This window comes from Wandonia sp., assembly GCF_984588085.1.
Genome location: NZ_CFIGVI010000001.1, coordinates 94,660 through 113,849, shown reverse-complemented (window position 1 = coordinate 113,849; position 19,190 = coordinate 94,660). Strand labels below are relative to the sequence as shown.

15 protein-coding genes are annotated in these 19,190 nt (G+C 40.9%); 10 read left to right on the top strand and 5 right to left on the bottom strand.

The window, feature by feature from the left end; genetic code table 11:
• Window positions 1-2: 2 nt before the first annotated feature.
• Window positions 3-869 (bottom strand): hypothetical protein, encoded by an 867-nt coding sequence (locus AC4PL9_RS00505; protein ID WP_491602837.1) that lies wholly within the window; start codon window positions 867-869, stop codon window positions 3-5.
• Between the two features lie 158 nt (window positions 870-1,027).
• On the opposite strand from AC4PL9_RS00505, the gene AC4PL9_RS00500 reads away from it, so the two are divergent.
• The 7 genes from AC4PL9_RS00500 to AC4PL9_RS00470 all read left to right on the top strand — a co-directional run bounded on the left by AC4PL9_RS00500 (window position 1,028) and on the right by AC4PL9_RS00470 (window position 9,138).
• Window positions 1,028-1,387: a YraN family protein gene (locus AC4PL9_RS00500; protein ID WP_491602836.1), complete on the top strand. Its 360-nt coding sequence runs from the start codon at window positions 1,028-1,030 to the stop codon at window positions 1,385-1,387.
• A 97-nt stretch (window positions 1,388-1,484) separates the two neighbouring features.
• Entirely contained in the window at window positions 1,485-2,522 is a 1,038-nt protein-coding gene (locus AC4PL9_RS00495) for an AI-2E family transporter (protein WP_491602835.1), read from the top strand.
• A gap of 52 nt (window positions 2,523-2,574) precedes the next feature.
• Window positions 2,575-3,459, top strand: a complete 885-nt coding sequence (locus AC4PL9_RS00490; protein ID WP_491602834.1) for a pseudouridine synthase — start codon at window positions 2,575-2,577, stop codon at window positions 3,457-3,459.
• A gap of 117 nt (window positions 3,460-3,576) precedes the next feature.
• Complete coding sequence (locus AC4PL9_RS00485) at window positions 3,577-6,252, top strand: hypothetical protein (protein WP_491602833.1); 2,676 nt, start codon at window positions 3,577-3,579, stop codon at window positions 6,250-6,252.
• Complete coding sequence (locus AC4PL9_RS00480) at window positions 6,252-7,817, top strand: sensor histidine kinase (RefSeq protein ID WP_491602832.1); 1,566 nt, start codon at window positions 6,252-6,254, stop codon at window positions 7,815-7,817. The genes AC4PL9_RS00485 and AC4PL9_RS00480 overlap by 1 nt, the downstream gene beginning before the upstream one ends.
• 5 nt (window positions 7,818-7,822) lie before the next feature.
• The gene (locus AC4PL9_RS00475) at window positions 7,823-8,125 is read left to right on the top strand and encodes a hypothetical protein (RefSeq protein ID WP_491602831.1); all 303 of its coding nucleotides are present in this window, start codon (window positions 7,823-7,825) and stop codon (window positions 8,123-8,125) included.
• On the top strand, window positions 8,122-9,138 hold the full coding sequence (locus AC4PL9_RS00470; protein ID WP_491602830.1) for an AI-2E family transporter: 1,017 nt from the start codon (window positions 8,122-8,124) through the stop codon (window positions 9,136-9,138). The genes AC4PL9_RS00475 and AC4PL9_RS00470 overlap by 4 nt, the downstream gene beginning before the upstream one ends.
• Here AC4PL9_RS00470 and AC4PL9_RS00465 read toward each other — a convergent pair.
• The 4 genes from AC4PL9_RS00465 to ruvB all read right to left on the bottom strand — a co-directional run bounded on the left by AC4PL9_RS00465 (window position 9,135) and on the right by ruvB (window position 15,625).
• A complete protein-coding gene (locus AC4PL9_RS00465) occupies window positions 9,135-10,451 on the bottom strand; it encodes a TolC family protein (RefSeq protein WP_491602829.1) in 1,317 nt (438 codons plus the stop codon). The two genes, AC4PL9_RS00470 and AC4PL9_RS00465, sit on opposite strands and share 4 nt — an antisense overlap.
• Window positions 10,448-13,495: an efflux RND transporter permease subunit gene (locus AC4PL9_RS00460; protein WP_491602828.1), complete on the bottom strand. Its 3,048-nt coding sequence runs from the start codon at window positions 13,493-13,495 to the stop codon at window positions 10,448-10,450. The genes AC4PL9_RS00465 and AC4PL9_RS00460 overlap by 4 nt, the downstream gene beginning before the upstream one ends.
• 2 nt (window positions 13,496-13,497) lie before the next feature.
• Window positions 13,498-14,523: an efflux RND transporter periplasmic adaptor subunit gene (locus AC4PL9_RS00455; RefSeq protein ID WP_491602827.1), complete on the bottom strand. Its 1,026-nt coding sequence runs from the start codon at window positions 14,521-14,523 to the stop codon at window positions 13,498-13,500.
• 76 nt (window positions 14,524-14,599) lie between these two features.
• Window positions 14,600-15,625: a Holliday junction branch migration DNA helicase RuvB gene (ruvB, locus tag AC4PL9_RS00450; protein WP_491602826.1), complete on the bottom strand. Its 1,026-nt coding sequence runs from the start codon at window positions 15,623-15,625 to the stop codon at window positions 14,600-14,602.
• Window positions 15,626-15,764: 139 nt separating this feature from the next.
• Between ruvB and AC4PL9_RS00445 the strand changes: the two genes are divergently transcribed.
• The 3 genes from AC4PL9_RS00445 to AC4PL9_RS00435 all read left to right on the top strand — a co-directional run bounded on the left by AC4PL9_RS00445 (window position 15,765) and on the right by AC4PL9_RS00435 (window position 19,188).
• Window positions 15,765-16,961: a phosphoglycerate kinase gene (locus tag AC4PL9_RS00445; protein WP_491602825.1), complete on the top strand. Its 1,197-nt coding sequence runs from the start codon at window positions 15,765-15,767 to the stop codon at window positions 16,959-16,961.
• Between the two features lie 90 nt (window positions 16,962-17,051).
• Window positions 17,052-17,771 (top strand): glycosyltransferase family 2 protein, encoded by a 720-nt coding sequence (locus AC4PL9_RS00440; protein ID WP_343784948.1) that lies wholly within the window; start codon window positions 17,052-17,054, stop codon window positions 17,769-17,771.
• Window positions 17,772-17,775: 4 nt separating this feature from the next.
• Window positions 17,776-19,188, top strand: coding sequence for a hypothetical protein (locus tag AC4PL9_RS00435; RefSeq protein WP_491602824.1), 1,413 nt, complete (start codon window positions 17,776-17,778; stop codon window positions 19,186-19,188).
• The last annotated feature ends 2 nt before the right edge of the window (window positions 19,189-19,190 follow it).

Below are 19,190 nucleotides of genomic sequence, written 5' to 3'. Positions count from 1 at the left end.
TTCTACCAATGCGGACAGCTATTACAGTCGTTCGTTGGTCGAATGTAGAACAATACGCCGATAGCCGTTTCTGAAGCTATATATCCAAACTTTTGTTTCGCATGATCTGTTCCTCCCGGTCGGGTTCTGACACGGGTTTGGTGTAAAAATCCTCCTGCTAAATTAGTTTGCAGAAACAGATGGCGCCAAAATTCGAAACGCAGCCCGATATGCCCGGAAACCCCATAACCACTGGCACTTATTGTTCGTCGTGTAAACTCTCCTCCAAAATTTAAGTCATTATACGAAAGAATCATTCCGGCAGAGACTCCCATAAGTGTATTAAATGCAAACCACCCGTTTCTCCGGGTTCTGTACCACTGATCTACACGGGAAAGTTGTAATCGAATGTAATTCAATCCATCCGAATTTTCATAGTGAAAATGTTTATCATCTATCGTGACCGGTTGCCCGTTCATTTCTCCTTCCCACAAATCATCTATTCCGGGAGCAATATACCCATCAATTGAAGTTTGCTGCCCATTACTCAGTATGTACTTCATGTGATCATATCCCAACGAAAGGTTCCAGTTGTTCCAGAAGTTATATCCGATCCGGATATTAAACTGCGGAACTGTTATTTTCTTCGGATTGATATAGGTCGAGGAAAAAGGCTCCGGGCGGTCATTTGCCTGAATTTTATTTACTGTAAAATCATATCCGCTACCAATAAGTTGAAGATCACTCCTTGTATATGCCTCACGGTTATATCCCCAGTAAAAATTTAGTGTTCCACGCGCATACGAATTTTTGGGCTTACTTTTTTTTCTCTGCCCCATCACCGGAACAGTAACGATAAGTAAAATCGAAATTAGCAGTACCTTCTTCATCACAGACAAAAGTAGATTTTTTCTTTTTAAAAACCTTTATAACCAATAAGAACAAAAGTCAATCTTGTTACAATTCAGACTTCCTGGCATCCTGTTTCAGATCTGAATTGATTTAAAAATTTGTATTTTTACGTTACTAACCACAACCTAAAGACACCATGGCTGATCACAATGACCTGGGAAAACTGGGTGAAGATCTCGCTCTTAAGACCTTACTAAACAAAGGCTTTAAACTGAAAACAAGAAACTACCGGTTCGGAAAAGGAGAAATTGATTTGATTATGGAAGATGCTGACACACTTGTTTTCATCGAAGTGAAAACCCGGCAAACATCCGAAATCGGCGAACCCTTTCAAGCCGTTACAAAACGGAAACAAAAGCTTTTGATCAAAACTGCCGAACAGTATATTCTGTCGACAGAATCAGACCTCCATGCCCGTTTTGATATTGTTTCAATCATTCATAATCAATATAAAACTGAAGTCACTCACATAGACAATGCCTTTTATCCTTCCTGATAGTTTTTGAGAAAAATCAAGACCATGAGAAACATCGCGAAAAAGTAATTCCTATCTTTACAGTCCCATTCCGGGACATTTCTATTTTGATATTTGTATGAACGAACTCAAAACAATAAAGAGACTTTTACTGATCCTGGTAATTCCGTTAGCATTTTACGTGCTCCATATTCTGAAATTTATTTTTATTCCACTTATGGGAGCAATACTTCTTGCGCTACTCTTTATGCCTCTGATGCGCTGGATGGATAAGCGTAAAGTACCCCGGATTATTGCTGTTATCACTTCCGTCGTATTGATGGTAGTAGGAGTTTCAACAGCATTCTTACTGGTTCGTTTATCTGCTCAGGAAATCTTAAGTGCAGACTCCGGTTTTTGGGAAAAGCTCACAACAAAACTGGACACACTCTTCACCATGGTTCTCAACACACTTGGTGTTGAATCACTTCAGGGAATGACAACTTTCTCAGATCTCATGCAAAGCGAAGGAGTTACGAACGCTATTTTCAGTAGTTCGGGCGAGACAATCAGCTCCATGGGAAGCACTATTACCATGCTATTAATGACCCTCTTCTTCCTTGTGCTTTTGATTTCAGGATCTATGAATGTTCAGCGGATCATGGAAAGAACCATTTTTAATTATCAGAGTTTTCCTTCTATCAGAACCTATCGGCTGATAGAAAAAAGCATGGTAAAATTCATCAAAGTGAAGTTTATTCTTAGCTTACTAACGGGCATTGGGTTCTCACTTGCCTGTGTTTATTTTGATGTTTCTTTCCCTCTTTTTTGGGGAGTTTTCACTTTTGCTATCAATTTTGTGCAGATGATCGGTTCTATCATATCCACCGTGTTACTCACCCTGTTTGCACTGGCTGAGATGGAACCCTCAGGTACCTTGCTCATATTTGCATTGACGATAACCGGTGTTCAGGTATTATTCGGAAGTATTCTTGAGCCTATTTTTATGGGAAAAACATTTTCCATCAATACAATAACTGTTCTTATTGTCCTTATGTTCTGGGGGTTCCTGTGGGGAATTCCGGGTATGATCCTTTCTATTCCGCTAACGGTTCTTATCAAAACGATACTGGAACAGTTCCCGAAAACAAGGATTATAGCCAATATAATGAGCTAGATATACGTCACAATACAAATTTAGGTCGTACCTTTGCTCCAAATTTCAAAGTATGAATTCCAAGAAAAATCCGTCGAGAGGACGCAGTAACCAAAATCGCAACCCAAAAACAAATGCGAAAGGTAAATTCGGAACCACAAAAAAAACACAGTCCGAAAAAGAATTCAAGCCCTTCTCTAAACGATCAAAATCAAACGTGGGAGATCCGCTTCCCAACATGAATACAGATGAAGTTCGTCTGAATAAATTCTTGTCAAATGCGGGAATCTGCTCCCGAAGAGAAGCAGACGTCTTGATACAGACAGGTGTCGTTACCGTAAACGGTAAAGTTGTCACTGAAATGGGTATGAAGATCAAGCCTACTGATGTCGTTCAATATGACGGAGAAACTATCAACTCTGAAAAGAAGAGATATGTACTTCTTAATAAACCTAAGGATTTTATCACAACAACCAATGATCCCTGGGGAAGAAAGACGGTTATGTCTTTAATTGCCCGCGCTTGTAAAGAGCGTGTTTATCCTGTAGGACGACTGGATCGCGATACAACAGGTCTGATGTTATTTACCAATGACGGTGACCTCACTAAAAAACTGTTACACCCTTCACGGACAGCAGTCAGTCTTTTTCATGTAGAAACAGATCACCCGATCAAACCGGAAGATCTTGCCAAACTAACAAAAGGTGTACAAATGGACGAGCATATCTCATTAAAAGTCAGAAAGGCTGAATATGTTCCCGGAAGAGACAACAGGGAGGCAGGAATTGAAATTGCATCAGAAAAAAGCCAGGTAATCCGCAAGATATTTGAACGATTGGGATATAAAATTGTTAAACTGGATCGCGTGATGTTTGCCGGACTCACCAAAAAGGATCTTCCAAGAGGTCACTTCCGTCATCTTACCGAAAAAGAAATTGCTTTCCTTCGAATGGGGTAAGTTTCCGTAATTACATCCTGATAAGTGCCCACATCGGGCTTTTCAAAGGGTAAAAGTGAATAAATTCACTCCTTTTAACGTTAGTAGCGTAAAGGTATAACGTATATTCACGTTACTATGTGGAGAAAAGTGCTGAAATGGGTCAGGTGGTTAGTAGCAGGAATTGCAGGATTAGCTCTGCTCATCACCCTGTTACTACTGATTTTCAGGAAAGATATTCAGAATTACGCACTCTCTCAACTGGACAATTATCTTAATACCAAGGTCTATGTCTATGACATGGATATTGCATTTTGGAAAACGTTCCCGAATATCTCTATTCAATTTGACAAAGTACTTATTAAAGACGAAATGATTGTGGAAGGGACAGTCCCCGACACCATGATCTACGCTGAAAGAATATTTCTGAAACTGAATACTTCTGATTTCTGGAAGGGAGATTATACCGTAAAATCTATCGATATTGATAACGCCCGGCTGGGTTTACGTGTCAACAAAGAGGGAAAAGTGAATTATGACATTATCCGGTCAGATTCTACTTCAACCGGGGAGGCTTTCCGGTTTGTTCTGGATAAAGTCAATATTCAAAATCTGGATTTCACGTATGATAATTACATCACTCAGCAACATTACCGGGCTCATGCAAAACATTTAAACTTCTTCGGTGAGTTCAATGAGAAATCCTTCGATATGCGTACAGCAGGAGATCTGTTTGTTCGTAGGATCAAAAGTAAATCCGTTGCACTGATTACGAATAAAAATGCCCGTTTTGATGTCGTTCTTTCTATCGATAAAATGAATAAGGTCTTCCGGTTAGAAAAGAGTTCCGTCGCCATCGAAAACCTTCCGTTTCATGTATCAGGAGAAATTGCCCGCGATTCCATTGACTTTTTACTCTCCGGACATAATATTTCTTTAACCGATTTCGCTGAAAACTTCAACCAGTCGGGCATTGACGCTATAAAAAAATACCAGGGCAGCGGAAATGTAAACTTCACTCTTGGTATCCATGGTCCTATTGCTTTGGAACAAGCTCCTCTCACAGAGGCACGATTCACGATTACCAATGGAAGTCTGAAAGATCCTTCCGGTAAAGTCGCTCTAAAACAGGTGAAACTAACAGGCGAATTTTCTAATAATTATGGAAAAAATGAAGTTTTGTCGCTTAGTGAACTGCACTTCGTAACGTTAAACAGCTCCTTTGACGGAACGCTGCATATCAAGAATTTTAGTGCCCCGACAATCAAAACCAGCATGAACGGAACCGTTGACCTGGCAACCTTATTCCACTTTTTCCCCATTTCAGGTATTGATCATATCAGCGGAAAAGTTGTTGCGGATGGTCAGATTCATTTAAAAATGAATGACCCGAAAAGAGATCCGGGCAATATTACCCTGTACAGTTCAAGAGGAGATTTTGACTTTTCCGGAATCCGAATGAAGATCAGAGAGGATTTACCGGAAATCAGTGAACTATCCGGGAAGGTCAGTACTTCAGGTGATAATGCAATACTATCCGGAATTACAATCAGAACCGGTAAATCACGCATTGAATTATCCGGTTCGATCCGAAACATTGTTGCCTATTTCTCAGAAAAGGCGAACCTTTCTGTAGACGCTGTAGTAGATGTACGTGAATTGTATTCGGCAGACTTTTATTCCAATAAAAATCCACAACAGGAAGTAGTCAGCAATCCGGGAGCCTACTTACTTCCTAAGAACCTGAACGGAAAGGTTATCCTGAGTATTCAGAAATTCCATCTGGATAAACACTTATTCGAAGATATTTCGTCCCGCTTTTACATTAATAACCGGACGTACTCAGCATCTGCAATACGGTTCCGACACTCCGGCTCAACCACTAATGGTTCATTGGAAATACGTGAGGATAAACCCTCTCAGATTGAGGTTTCAGGAGATTTAAGCGCCTCAGGCATTGGATTCAAAGAATTATTCAGCGAGTGGGATAATTTTGAACAGGAACTCATCACTTCAGATAAGATTTCAGGAATTGCTGATGTATCTCTTCATTTTAAACTTCCTTTCAACCTTCAAAAAGGATTACAAAAAGAAAAACTGGAAGCTACAGCCAATTTTACTATAAAAAACGGAGCATTGAGGAATGTCGAGACTTTCCGGTCGATCACTGCCAGTATGCGGGAAAGTAATCTCGTAAAGACTGTTTTGGGTAAAAATATTGATGCCCTGGAAGCCAAATTATTAAATCTTACCTTTTCAACACTTGAAAACAGACTTACCATCCGTGAAGGAAAAATCAATGTTCCGGAAATGGCCATTCGATCCAACGCGCTGGATATTGATTTCTCAGGATGGCATACATTTGATAATGAGCTGGATTATCGCTTCGACTTCAGACTGCGTGATCTTAAGTTCAATAAAAAGTCATCCGAATTTGGCGATGTTATTGATGATGGCACCGGTAAACGTATCTTTCTACATCTATACGGAAGTACAAATAATCTCAATTTTGGTTGGGATGCGGAAGCCAATAAAGAACACCGACAGGAGCAACGGGAAAAAGAGAAAGAAACCATAAAAAGTATGTTCAAAACTGAGTTGGGAATGTTTGGTAAGGACACAACTATTGGTGAGTTTACCGTGAAAGAAAAACCTCAGGAAAGACTAGAGGTAATCTTTACGAATGAAGAAGAAAATAATCCAGAGGAACTCCCGAAAGAAAAAAAGAAAATGAAAAAACTTTTTGGAATGGATCTCGAAAAAATGCGTGAAGAAAACCAAAAAGAAAAGGAAACTGAATTTAGTATCGAATAATGAATCTATACTCCAACAAACAAAAATGGAAAATAGCATTACTGCTGGTTGCTATATTACTGGTTGCTGCTTCTCTCTTTTTCTCCAACCAGATCGTTACTAAAGTTCGCGAGCGGGAAAAAGAACGGATTACACACTGGGCCGATGCAATCCGGAAAAAAGCTGACCTCGTTAACCTGACGAACCGTACGTTTGATGAACTTCGGGAAAAAGAACGACAAAAAGTCAAATTATGGGCAAAAGCAACACGCGAACTCGCCAAACCTTCTCAGGATTTCAACATGAACATGGATTACACATTCCTGCTTGAAATCATTCAGGCAAATGATGACATTCCTGTGATATTGATGGATAAGAACAATAAAGTACTTAGTCATATTAATCTCGGATTTGATAAAGATAAACTGCGTGAAGTATATCCTGAATTTGACAAAAAAGCTATCGATAAAAAATTCAATGATTCATTAGTGACACTGAGCGAATCGTGGCAGGACTCTCATGAACCAATTGAAGTAGAAGTGTACCGCAATATCAATCAACGTTTTTATTATTTTGATTCCAGGAAATTAGGTTACCTTGAAAACCAAAGAGATTCTCTGATTCATGCTTTTAACCGGGAATTAATTGACAACCGGTCTCTTGTTCCGGTCGTATTTATCAATAAAAACAACCGGGAAGTCATTGAGACAAACATTGACTCTCTCACTCCCCGGATAGGCAAACTTCTTCCTAATGAAGAAAAGATCATTTCTGCAATGCACGATTCTCTTGAAATTAGTTTTCAGGATTATCAGACCGGAATTGTCTATTTTGATGAAAGTGAAGAACTGCAACAACTTCGTTTTTATCCTTATTTGCAATTTGGAAGTATCGGACTCTTTATCCTGATCGGGTACCTTGTCTTCAGTACTTTCCGTAAAGCCGAACAGAATCAGGTTTGGGCAGGGATGGCAAAAGAAACAGCACACCAGCTCGGAACTCCTCTTTCTTCTCTGATGGCCTGGATTCAGTTACTGGAAGCAAAAGGAGTTCCCAAAGAGGATTTGAATGAGATGAATAAAGACATTGACCGGCTGACAATAATAGCAGATCGATTTCAGAAAATTGGTTCCGGGGCTATGCTGACAGATCAGAATATTGTGGATACTGTATCTCACGTAACTGACTATCTGCGTTCCCGGATTTCCTCAAAGGTTACTTTTCGCTTTACGCATTCTGAAGATGAAATTATGCTGGCACATAATGCCCCACTGCTGGAATGGGTAATCGAAAATATATGTAAAAATGCCGTAGATGCTATGGAGGGGCAGGGAGAACTAACCGTCCTCCTTGAGCAAGGTCCCAAGAAGGTCTATATTGATATTACCGATACAGGGAAAGGTATTCCTGCAAATATGCAAAAGACAATTTTCGAACCTGGTTTTACAACTAAAACGCGAGGTTGGGGACTCGGTTTGTCGCTCGTTCGTCGGATTGTGCATACCTACCACAAAGGAAGTGTATTTGTTCTTCGTTCCGAACCGGGAAAAGGAACTACCTTTAGAATCAGTTTACCTAAAAAATGAAACGCATGAACAGACCTGTTGTAATAGGAATAGCAGCATTTATTATCATCGCATTAATCACCATTCTGGCTCCGGTCGAATTGTATGATGGTGTAGTCATTCTGGAATCAGGAGAAGAGATTCATGAAAAGATGAGTCTTCAATACCTCATCAATAAAGAAAAATACATAGAGGCATATTCCGGAACCGGACTGGCTGATATACGTCTAAGACCTGTTGGTTGGTTATTTATTTTTTTGATTAACTTTCTACTTCCCGCAATCATTGGTTACCGGGCTTCATTAGGGACTAAAAATACGCCATCATGAATAACTCTTCTTCGAAATGGGCTAATTATCTTATCATAACGTTCATGATTTGCCTCCTTCTCTATTACGGAGGAAATATCGTAATGCCTTTTATTTTTTCTGTCTTTATTTCCCTGTTACTTCTACCTGTTGTTCATTTTCTTGAGCGACGGAAGTTTCCGGTTTGGTTATCCTCTCTACTTGCTGTTTTGAGTCTGACTGTATTAATTTGCGGAGTTGGTTTCTTTCTTTATCTGGAGATTGATCAGATGGTAAAAAACTTACCTGAAACCGTTAAATCTAACACAGGTGCCGTGCAACAAGCCAGTGCGTGGTTTGCCGACCTGAATATTGCAGAAAATATCGAACGCTTTTCGACAGACATTGTAACAAATTCTGCCGATTATCTGCAACAGATCATTACCTATATATCCTCCACGGTAATGATGATGGTAACTATTCCTGTATACGTGTTTTTTATGCTGGTATATCGGGATCGGGTAGAGGCTTTTATTGATCTTAAATTTGCAAAAAACATCGATTCGGCTAAATCTGTAGCGCATTCAATCAATCAGTCGGTTCGGAATTATATTTCGGGTCTATTCTTTGTAATTCTTACGGTAGGCGTACTCCTTTCTACCGGACTCTACTTTTTAGGAATTCCTTACTGGTTACTTCTCGGTATTTTATGTGCCCTGCTTACTTTACTTCCATATATTGGTGTTGTATTAGGAGCACTTTTACCTATTACCATTGCTGTACTGACGAAAGACTCCCTCTTTTATCCGATAGCTGTTCTGGGACTCTTTATTCTTGTCCAGTTTCTTGAAGGGAATCTCATTACACCAAAAATTGTTGGTAATGCCGTAAATATCAATCCCGTTATCCTCATGTTGGGATTATTAATTATGGGCGCGCTTTCAGGGATTATGGGTCTTGTTCTGACTATTCCAATTCTGGCAGTACTCCGCATTCTTTTCAACTCCAGTGAGGAGCTGAAACCTTTCGGAAAATTAATGTCCAACGAGGATTAATCTGTCAGGAGGTTTTTAAAATCTCCTGAAGCCAGTGAAATGTTCAACGTCGAAGTAAGGTAATTTAACTGTGCATTCAATAATCGGCTACGGGCAAGGGTTATCCCAAACTGAATTTCCCTAAGTTCCAAGGGAGTTAATGCTCCTGATTGGAGAGATTTCTCCATTATATCCGCCATCTCTTCAGCTTCCATTGCGTTCCGTTGCTCGAATTTCATCATTCTAACGGCCCACTCGTAGTCCTGGAAAGCGATGTGCAATTCGGTTTTTACCGCTAACTCTTGTTGTTCGGCTGCTATTCCGGCACTCTCTACCCGAATCCGGGCATTTTTAGTCTCCTTCATCCGCGTCAGTCCATCAAGAATGTCCCAACGAAGTGTCAATCCAAACTGAGGTCCATAACTTCTGTTAGACAAAAGAAAACCAACTTCATTCTGAGATGTGCCAAAATTATAGGCTCCGTAAAAAGCCAACTGAGGATAATAACGACTCAATGCTTCCTTTCTCTCCTTCTCACGCACAGCAATACCGGATTTCGCCAGTAGCAAAGTAGTATTTTGTGTCAGAGCGGCTTCTGTCAACTCCTCCCATGTCAACTGCTTGATTGTTTCAGGAAGTTCGCCCTCCAAATACAATTCAACCTGTGGTGAACGCCCTAACAACTTGTTCATCTCCGCACGCAATTGCTCAATGGCTCTCATATTATCCAACAACACAGCACTATCAGCTGTTACATCTAATCTTGCCTGAATAAGCTCCATTTCGGATGCCGCTCCTTTTTCCACACGTAATTCGAGTAGCTCCTTGCGAGCATGAGAAAGGTCTACAGATTGTTCATATACCTTTTTCATCTCTGACAAAACCAGATAGGTATAATAGGACAACGTCGCACTGTAAATCTTCATCTCCATTTCGGCTGCAAGGTTCAATTTTGTCTGTTCTTCCAACAAATCCAGTTTCTTGTCGGTCGCAAACATCCTAAAGCCATCGAAGAAAGTCCAGTTCAACATCACCCCTGCCGTAAATGCCTGGTTTTTTGCATTGGAAGCTTCATTTACCTGCCCGCTTAAAAATTCTTGTCGTGCACTATTGATTGTCCAGTTCTGCTCAGCAGTCACACCAATTGTTGGTAAATATCCTGCTGCTCCCGGGTTGTTTTCATTCTCCGAAATAAGCACTTCATTTTTCATCAGTTTGATCCCGAAATCATTCTCAAGAACCGCTGAAATATAGGTATCCAATGTATATGAATCCTGCCCTGTGGCTCTACAAAAGGTCAGTACAACCAGTAGTATTGTAAGTAACTGTCTCATGCTCTTCGTTTTGAAGTTATGTATATGTACAACCCCGGAATTACATAAAGGGTGAGAATCAAAGAGAAAGTAAGTCCTCCTATTATAGCAATACCCATCGGAATCCGGCTTGTAGCGGCGTCTCCCAATGCCAAAGCAATCGGTAATGCCCCAAGAATTGTCGCCAGAGAAGTCATAAGAATTGGGCGGAAACGTTGTGAAGAGGCATCAATAACTGCTTCCCTGACAGATAGTCCCGCTTCTTTTCGTTGATTCGCAAATTCAACGATCAAAATACCGTTTTTCGTAACCAAACCAACCAGGACAATTATACCAATCTGGGAGAAAATATTTAAGGTATGACCAAACAGCCATAAGGTAAGAACTGCTCCTGCCAGTGCCAACGGTACTGTAAGCATAATAACCAAAGGGTCCGCAAAACTTTCGAACTGGGCTGACAGTACCAAATAAACAAGTACTAATGCAAGTATCAGGGCAAAAACCAAACTACTTCCACTCTCTCTGAATTCTTTAGAAGTCCCGGCAAGTGCTGTGGAAAATGAATCATCCAGAAGGTCCTGTGCTATCCGGTCCATTGCTTCAATACCGTCCCCTATTGTCTTACCGGGAACAGGGTTCGCCGAAACGGTTGCCGAGACGTATCTGTTATAACGATACAGTTGGGGAGGGCTAGAAGCTTCTGTAATTGTCACAAGGTTATCCAGTGGAACAAGTTTACCATCTGCACTCCGAACAGAAGCTTGTCTCAAATCCATCGGATCATCTCTGAATTCCTTTTTTGCTTCTCCAATGACTTCGTATTGCTTTCCATTCATTATAAAATAGCCATAACGCTGCCCGGCAAAGTAGAGTTGCATAGTCTCCGCTATATCTCTCACATTCACCCCCATAGCCGCAGCCTTATCTCTATTGATTACTACCTGCAATTCCGGTTTATTAAATTTCAGATCTACGTCTACTACCTGAAAGGTAGGGTCTTGGGCTGCTCGTTCGATGAATGTCGGTAACACCTCTTCCAATTTTTCCAAAGTAGGTGCCTGAAGGACATACTGCACCGGAAGCCCGGCAAAACGGCCGCCACCTATTGTTTGTTCCTGTGCTACAAATATCCGAGCAAAGTTATATCCCTTTAAAATCCCACTCAATTCGTCTGCTATTTCCTGCTGACTTCGTTTCCGGTCTTTCTTAGGAACTAAATTAAGTCGAACAAAGCTTGAGTTAGCTGATATGGAAGCTCCGAAACCGGGAGAAGTAACCCCTAATATGTTATCCTTTTCGCGTATCGTATCCGTAAGTGCAATTAATTTTTGCTGGAATTCATCCATTCGCTCATACGAAGTTCCTTCCGGCGCAGTTGCCCGAATAATCATTCTTCCTTTATCCTCCATCGGAGCCAGCTCACTCTGTAAAGATCCACCAACAAACACAATTAATAGAAACGAAACTCCCATCCAGATAAATGCTACCCAAGGACGTCTCATAAAACGTGTCAATGAATTCCGGTATCCCTTCATCATACCCTCAAAAAAAGGTTCGGTTTTCTCGTACAACCAGGAATGCCTTTTCCGTTTCCGCAGTATCCGTGAGCTCATCATCGGCGTTAATGTCAACGAGATGAATGACGAGATAATTACCGATCCGGCAACAACAATTCCAAATTCCCGGAAAAGTCTCCCTGTTAATCCCTGTAAGAAAATCACAGGCAGAAACACTGCTGTTAGTGTAATCGTTGTTGATATAACAGCAAAAATAATCTCTTTTGATCCCTTATGAGCAGCCTCCATCGGTTGTTCGCCATTCTCTACCTTTGTATAGATGTTTTCCATTACCACAATGGCATCATCTACAACCAGTCCTGTTGCCAGAACAATTCCAAGTAGTGTCAGAATATTGATTGAAAAGTCCATCGTATACATCACGAAGAACGCTCCGATCAGCGAAATAGGAATAGCAATAATCGGGATCACAGTTGTTCTCCAGTCGCGCAAGAACATAAAAATAACAAGTACAACCAACAGAAAAGCGATAATCACTGTCTCCTGCACCTCGTTGATTGATTTCCGAATATTTTCCGTACTATCCAACGCTACTCCAAGCGTAATATCCTCTGGTAAATCCTTTTTTATCTGATCTACACGCTTGTAGATTTCATCGACAATCTCGATGTAATTGGATCCTGGCTGCGGCGTAACAGCAATTCCAATCATAGGAACACCTCCATTACCGCGCAATAAGGTCCGTTCATTCAGGGGGCGTAACTGAGCTGAACCAATATCTTTGAGCCGGACAATTTGCCCGTCTTTCTCCGCTACGATCAGGTTATTAAATTCCTCTTCAGTTGTCAGTCTTCCAAAAGTACGAATAGCCAGTTCGACCTGTTCGCCATCTATCTTTCCGGAAGGAAGCTCAATATTTTGTGAGAGAAGTGCACTTCGTACATCAGAAGCTGTAATTCCCATTCCAGCCATTTTCACCGGTTCGAGCAATAACTTCATCGAGAAGCGTTTCTCTCCCCAAATGTAAATTTTACTGATCCCCGGAATCGTCTGAAGCCGTTCTTTAAAGACATTTATACCTAAATCTGTTAACTCCAGCAAACTCTTCGACTCTGATTGTACTGTCAGGGAGAATATCGTCTCCGCATCAGCATCCGATTTTGCCACAATAGGAGGGTCCGCATCCTGCGGAAGGTTTCTGACTGCTGCAGAAACTTTGTCCCTGACATCATTCGCCGCCGCATCCATATCACTACTCAGCTCAAACTCAACCGTAATGGTACTTCGCCCGTCACTGCTGACTGATGTCATGGTACGAATCCCTTGTACCTCATTGATGTATTCTTCTAATCTCTCTGTTATCTGGGACTCGATAATATCTGCATTTGCCCCGGGATAGTTTGTCGTAACTGTAATAATCGGAGGGTCAACAGAAGGAAACTCCCGAACCCCGAGATAACTAAAACCGATAAACCCAAAAATCACTACTGCAATTGACATAACAGTAGCCAGTACAGGCCGGTTTATACTTAGTGATGCCAGGTTCATAATTACTTTTGTTTTGCTTTCACATCCATTCCTTCCCGCATTCCCAATAATCCGGTAACCGCAATTGTGTCCCCCACTTTAACAGCTCCGGATATCTGCACTCGGTCTTTGGTACGTATTCCTGTTTCTACAGGAATGCTCAGCGCCTTTCCACCTTTTATAACCCAGACGTTTTGGCCCTTTAATACCGGAACAATAGCAACTGCAGGAACCATAATTGCATTGTTGATTTTACCCAGATCATAAGAAACCGAAACAAAAGAACCCGGGTAGAGACTTTGATCACCTTCCAAAACAGCTCTGATTACCAACATTCGGGTTACAGGGTCAACCATTGGCTCTGCCGCATATACCTCTGCTTCATATACTGTGGAATCCTTTGCCGTTGTCAGTGCAATTTTTTGTCCCGGCTCTACCAAAGCAACATATTGCTCGGGAACAGAGAATTCAATTTTAACATTCTTATTCTGCGCAATCGAAGAAATTTTTGTGGTTGAAGTAAGATACGCTCCCTCACTAACCTGACGTAAGCCTATAACTCCCGAAAAAGGAGCATATACCGACCCTTTTGCTATTTGCACATCCAATAATGCCCGTTGTGCTTCCAATGCCGCCAATTTAGATTGTGCCTGCTCGTATACTTCTAAGCTAAGCGCTTTACTTTCCAGCAACTCACGCTTTCTTTTTTCATCTTTCTGTGCCAGATCCAGATCAACTTTGACCTGATTACGTTGTGCTTCCAGGATATCAGTATCAATACGAAGCAGTAACTCTCCTTTACGGACTTCTTTCCCTTCCTGGAAATAAATCTTTCTAACCCTACCCGAAATCTCGGCATACAGGTCAACCTTTTCAAAAGGAAGTACTTCTCCGGGAATACGAATGATATTATCTATATTTTCTCCCTCTGCGACTACTACATCAACCTCAGGAATTACCGGAGTTTTACGCTCCGGTTCTTTTCCTTCCGACATACAAGCCGTAAGAAAAAGACCTGTTGTCAAAAGTGTGTAAACAAACTTTTTCATCTTTATAGTTCTGATTGTGCGTTTATAGTTCTGTAAACAGAACAGATATACTTCTCACAGGCAAAAACGGTGTCGATTAATCTCCAAAAAGAGATCCTGGCATATACCCTGAGTTTTTTCCCAGATGCTTATACGCTTTATCTGTCACCTTTCTTCCTCTGGGAGTTCTCATTATATACCCCTCCTGAATCAGGAAGGGTTCGTAAACTTCCTCTAATGTTTCCGCATTCTCTCCCACAGCTGTGGCAATAGTTGTTAAACCTACCGGACCACCACTGAATTTATCAATGATTGTCAGAAGAATTTTATTATCCATTTCATCCAGACCATTTTTATCAACGTTCAATGCCTCTAAGGCAATGTTGGTAATCTTCGTATCTATCGTTCCGGATCCTTTTATCTCTGCAAAATCTCTCACACGTCTCAGCAATGCATTTGCTATACGAGGCGTCCCCCTGCTTCTGCTGGCAATCTCGTAAGCTGCCGGAACATCAATTCCAATGTTCAGAATCCCAGCCGATCGTTCAACTATATCGGAAAGTATTTTCGCATCATAATACTCCAGTCGGGCATTAATTCCAAAACGTGCCCGAAGCGGTGCTGTCAGCAAACCGGAACGAGTCGTCGCTCCGATAAGTGTAAATGGGTTTAAAGCTATCTGAACTGTACGCGCGTTAGGCCCCGTATCAATAAGAATATCAATAACATAATCCTCCATAGCACTATACAGATATTCTTCTATCACAGGAGAAAGACGGTGAATTTCATCAATGAAGAGCACATCACCCTCTTCAAGATTTGTTAGGAGACCTGCCAAATCTCCCGGTTTATCAAGAACCGGACCTGAAGTAACCTTAAATCCGACTCCCAACTCATTTGCTATAATATTCGCCAATGTTGTTTTTCCAAGTCCGGGAGGTCCGTGTAATAGAACATGATCTAAAGACTCTCCCCTTTTTTTGGTAGCTTCAACAAATACTTCCAGGTTTTCAATTACTTTTTTCTGTCCGGTAAAGTCATCGAACTGTTTGGGACGCAACACTTTTTCAAGTTCTTTGTCCTTTCCTGAAACTCCCTCTGACCTGTAATCGAATGAATCCAAACCGCAATTGTAATTTGGTCAAAAATAGTAAAAACAAAGGAGAGGCAGGAAACAAATATCAAATGAAAAACGAAATTCATCTGTCATTTTGAAATTATCCTTTAATTTTATCCTCCAAAATTGATTTTACTAAGGTATCATGGCTGGCATACAAGATTATGATTTTGCAGGGAAACGCGCTCTTATACGTGTTGACTTTAACGTTCCGTTAAATAAAGAAACTTTTGAGATTACAGATGACACCCGCATCCGAGCGGCATTAAAAACCATCAACCACGTGCTTGATAACGGAGGGAGTGTTGTACTGATGTCCCACCTCGGACGACCAAAATCAGGTCCAGAGGAAAAATTTTCGTTGAAGCATATCGTTCATCATTTGTCAAAACTTCTCAACAGAGATGTAAAATTTGCAGATGATTGTGTCGGTGAAAAAGCATGGGAGATGTCTGCTAATCTGAAGCCGGGAGAAGTTTTATTACTTGAAAACCTGCGTTTTTATGCTCAGGAAACTGCCGGCACAGAAGATTTTGCTAAGAATCTTGCCCGACACGGGGATTGTTATATTAATGACGCGTTCGGAACTGCTCATCGTGCCCATGCCAGTACAACGGTTGTTGCCCGATTCTTTCCGAATGATAAAATGTTTGGTTATCTGATAGAAAGTGAGATTATTGCTGTCGACAAAGTATTGAATAGTACTGAAAAACCTTTGACAGCTATCGTCGGAGGAGCGAAAGTGTCATCCAAGATTACTATTATAACCCGTTTACTGGAAAAAGTAGATCACCTGATCGTAGGTGGAGGGATGGCTTATACATTTGTTAAAGCTACCGGAGGAAATGTCGGAAGTTCACTTGTAGAAGATGACTTTCTGGGTACAGCAAGAGATATATTACAAAAAGCACAGGAAAAGGGAGTTAAAATTCACCTCCCGGTAGATACATTTGTAGCCAATAAATTTGATAATGATGCAGATAAAAAGTTATTCCCTATTGGTGAAATACCGGAAGGGTGGATGGGACTTGATATAGGACCTGATTCGTCTACTATTTTTGCAGATGTTATCAAACAATCAAAATTGATTCTGTGGAATGGTCCCATGGGAGTGTTTGAATTCAGTAATTTCAGTAAAGGAACTGCTGATGTTGCTTACGCTATTGTCGAAGCTACGAAAAACGGTGCGTACTCTTTGATAGGAGGTGGAGACTCCGTAGCTGCCATTAACCAATTCGAGCTTGCCGAAAAAGTAAGTTACGTATCAACGGGTGGTGGTGCAATGTTGGAATACCTGGAAGGAATTGAACTTCCTGGAATCCGTGCCATAAAAGAAAACTAATTTAGGATCTAAACAATAAGACTTTGTCTTTTTCGTATTGATAAGGTCTTTTGTTTAAGAATCCGAAAGACAAGAACACAGAATTACTACATGGAATTAAAAAAGCTATCCATACTTATACCGGCGTATAATGAGGAAAATACTATTCAGGTGATCCTTGAAAAAGTAAAAGAGGTTCAATTGGATCACGGAATACAAAAAGAAATTGTCATTGTCAATGACGCCTCAAAAGACAAAACTGTTGAACGGGTAGAAGAGTATATATCAAGAAACCCGGAAATGGATATCCGTCTTTTTAGTCAGGAAAAAAACCAGGGAAAAGGTGCCGCAATTAATCGCGCTATTCAGGAGTGTTCGGGAGACTACCTTATTATACAGGATGCTGATCTGGAATATGACCCTCATGAGTACAACCTGTTGATCAAACCTGTTTATATGGATAATGCCGATGTGGTTTACGGTTCCCGTTTTATGGGACACCACCCACATAGAATCCTCTTCTTCTGGCATTCTTTGGGGAACAAGTTTCTCACCTTCCTGTCTAATATGATGACGAATCTGAACCTGACGGACATGGAGACCTGCTATAAGTTGATCCGCACATCGTTGGCAAAATCAATAAAAATTAAGGAAAACCGATTTGGAATCGAACCCGAGATTACAGCCAAACTTTCCCGCATCAAGAAAATTCGAATTTATGAAGTTGGGATTTCGTATTACGGTCGTACCTACGAAGAAGGGAAAAAAATAGGCTGGAAAGACGGGTTCCGCGCCATCTATTGTATTTTTAAATACAGGTGGTTCAAGTAATGGCATGGTGAACCATCTCCATATCGGTAAGCTGTCAGGTATATTGAAACGACATTTCAGTCTGATCTGCCTGATTTTCATTACTCTGTTTTATTTTTACGAAGGGCACCAGAAATCACGTTGGAGAGAAAATCGCGTGATCATAAATGATGTCGTTATTTATTATTCGTATCTACCTGCTACTTTCATAAAAAAAGATCCGCTTTGGAACTTTTACGAAAAGCATGAAAAAGAATACAATCAAAAGGGACAATACTGGGCATTCAAATCACCACAAGGCGATTATATTCCTAAAATGTCCATGGGGAAAGCCATGATGGACCTTCCTTTTTTTCTGATCGCCGACTGGTACACACAGTTCATTTCAAACTCACCCCGTGACGGTTTTTCCCGACCGTATCAATATATCATTACCTGGTCGACACTTATCTATTCCGTACTCGGTCTTCTTCTACTTCGCGGGTGGCTCAGGCGCTTTTTTGATGATAAAACAACCGGGTGGACATTACTTGCCCTGGCACTAGGAACGAATTTGTTTTTTTATGCTACTCATGAGACAGGGATGTCACACCCACACAATTTCTTTCTCCTGGCGGCAGCACTCTACATTTTTCCATTGTGGTACAACAAACGTTTGTTTATTCTCTCCATAAGTTTTGGCATTGTAATCGGGTTACTCATTCTAATCCGACCGATCAACATTCTTTTACTTTTCCCAATTGTATTTCTGCACCGTCCTAAAAACATGGGAATGATCCCGTATATTCAATCCATTCTTTCTTTAAAACAATTGTTAATTAGTATTGCAGCAGCTGTTATAATATGGACTCCACAACTAATTTTCTGGAAGATGCAATCGGGAAACTGGTTATACTACTCATACGGAAGCGAATCATTCTTTTGGTTAAAACCACATGTTTTTGAAGGGTTGTTCTCTTTCCGAAAAGGTTGGTTTATCTATACGCCCATGATGCTGTTAGCTATTCTTGGATTCATCCCGCTTTATCGGAAGAACAAAAATTCAGTCCGTGTCCTGTTACTCTTTCTGTGTGTGTTTCTCTACGTTACGTTTTCCTGGTGGTGTTGGTGGTATGGCGGAAGCTTTGGCGCACGTACCCTGATTGATATTCTTCCCCTGATGGCATTTCCTTTGGCAGCAGGATTTGAATGGGTATCCCGTCAAAAAAAGCGATGGATTCTATTTATTGCTCCTGTTTTCTTTGTTTACCTGAACAATTACCAAAGCTGGCAATATTCGCAAGGGTTTATTCATTTTGATTCGATGACGTATGAAGGCTATACAACCATTTTTCTGAAGGATCACACGCCTATTGGCTACTGGGAAAAACTGATTACGCCAGATTACGAAAACAGCCAAAAGTACGGTGAAGAACGAAATTCTGTTCCTTTGCAATAGAA